Raw genomic sequence first — 1,702 nt, forward strand, 5'->3', positions numbered from 1 at the left:
CGAATCTTGGTTCTGTCGACGATCTTGTGATCCGGACGGTCTGTCTCATCGTGCGAGCAGGACGCGTTTGCGAAGGAGATCGAGGCTGGCCCGGCCGAACATCTGACGCTTCAGCATCTTGAGTCGGTTGATGTTGCCCTCGACAGCGCCGGAACTATGAGGCAGGGACAGGCCATTGCGGACTGCGTCGAAGTCGCGGCGGAGGTTGCGGGCGAAGCCTGCGAGTGGGGCCAGGGAGTCCTGTTCGGCTCCGCTGATCCAGTCCTCCAGACGGTCGCCGTGGCGTGCGGTCATCATGACGGCGAACTTCCTGACGTGCCCGGTGAGCCGGTCCAGCTCGGGATCGCGTTCACGTAGCCGGTGGAGCTTGTCAGCATCCTCGTCCCGCAGGTGTTCAGGATGAGTCATGATCCATGAGGTGACTTCGCGGACCGAGGGAGGCTTGGGACCCGGGTCGGGTGCGTGTCCGCGTCCGGTTCGGTAGCGCCGCAGATGACGCTGGACTGCCAACTCGCCTCCGGGGTAGCCCTGTTCCTGAATCTCACGGCAGAGCTGAGCGGCGTTCCTGACGCCTTCGTTCCAGCGTCGGTGCAGGTAGCCGACGTATGGGTCGACGACGTGCGCCCGCTGCAAGCTCCTGGCCACGACGTCATCCGCGGAGGGGGCGTTGACCAGCTTGCGGACGGTGGCCTGGTGCAGTCCGAGTTTCCGGCCGATCGCCGCCTTCGACATCCCCTGCTGCCATAACTCGTGGGCGGCGGCATGCTGTTCACGGAGCCGAGTCACGATCTTCAGCTCAGTCGATGGCTGGACCACCTGCGGCTCACCGGGAGTGTCGGCGGGCTCCGAAGGCGGTTCTGCCAGGCGGGAGCGATGGGCGTTGACCGCCTTCTCGACCGCCTGGCCGAGATTGGCCCACAGGTGATATCGATCAGCGACCTGCTCGGCCTGCGGCGCCCCGACGCGTGCGCCCTCGCTGTAACCGCTGGACCGGTCCCGACAGATCACCTTCACCTCGGGGTGATCGCGGAGCCAGGCGGCCAGGTCCTCGCCCTCGCGCCCGTCGTAGATATGCAGTGGACGGTGCGTGGCCATGTCGATCAGCACCGTCCCGTAGTGGTGGCCTTTGCGGAATGCGAAGTCGTCGACGCCGAGGACCTCCACCTCACCGACCTCCGGCTCGGGCAGGGCCCTGACCAGTCGCAGCAGCATGTCCTTGCCCACGGTGATGCCGACCGCGGAGGCCAGGCGGGCTCCCGCCCGGCCGGCCAGAGCCAGCCCGATCTGCGTCATCACCCCACGCAGCAACGGGGTCTGCCGACTGTGCGGGGTCGTCAGGCCCTGGATCTGTTCAGCGAACGTCACCGCCGGACAGGAAGAGTTCTCGCATCGGAAGCGGCGTATGCATAATTCGATCACGACACCGAGCCCGCCCATAGCGACGTCACGCAGCTTGCGTACATACCGGCCGTGCACCCGTGCCGAGCTGTGGCCGCACTGGCAGGCCGCGGTTGCCGCCCGAACCCGTGTCCGCAGCACCACCTTGTCCGGCCGCCGCTCGACCTCCTCGATCAACAGGGCGGACAGGTAAGGAAACAGCTCCAAAAGCACATCACGAGAGCACGCGATGCATGATCGCGAACGGTCGGCACGAACCGCTCAACCGTCCGGATCACAAGATCGTCGACAGAACCCGAATCTT

1 protein-coding gene is annotated in these 1,702 nt (G+C 65.9%); it reads right to left on the reverse strand.

Annotated elements, in window-relative coordinates:
- Nucleotides 1-45: 45 nt before the first annotated feature.
- On the reverse strand, nucleotides 46-1,611 hold the full coding sequence (locus tag ACIRU3_RS47730) for an ISL3 family transposase (protein ID WP_404070769.1): 1,566 nt from the start codon (nucleotides 1,609-1,611) through the stop codon (nucleotides 46-48).
- Nucleotides 1,612-1,702: the final 91 nt, after the last annotated feature.

Source organism: Streptomyces sp. NPDC101151, from assembly GCF_044768335.1.
Classification (GTDB): Bacteria; Actinomycetota; Actinomycetes; order Streptomycetales; family Streptomycetaceae; genus Streptomyces.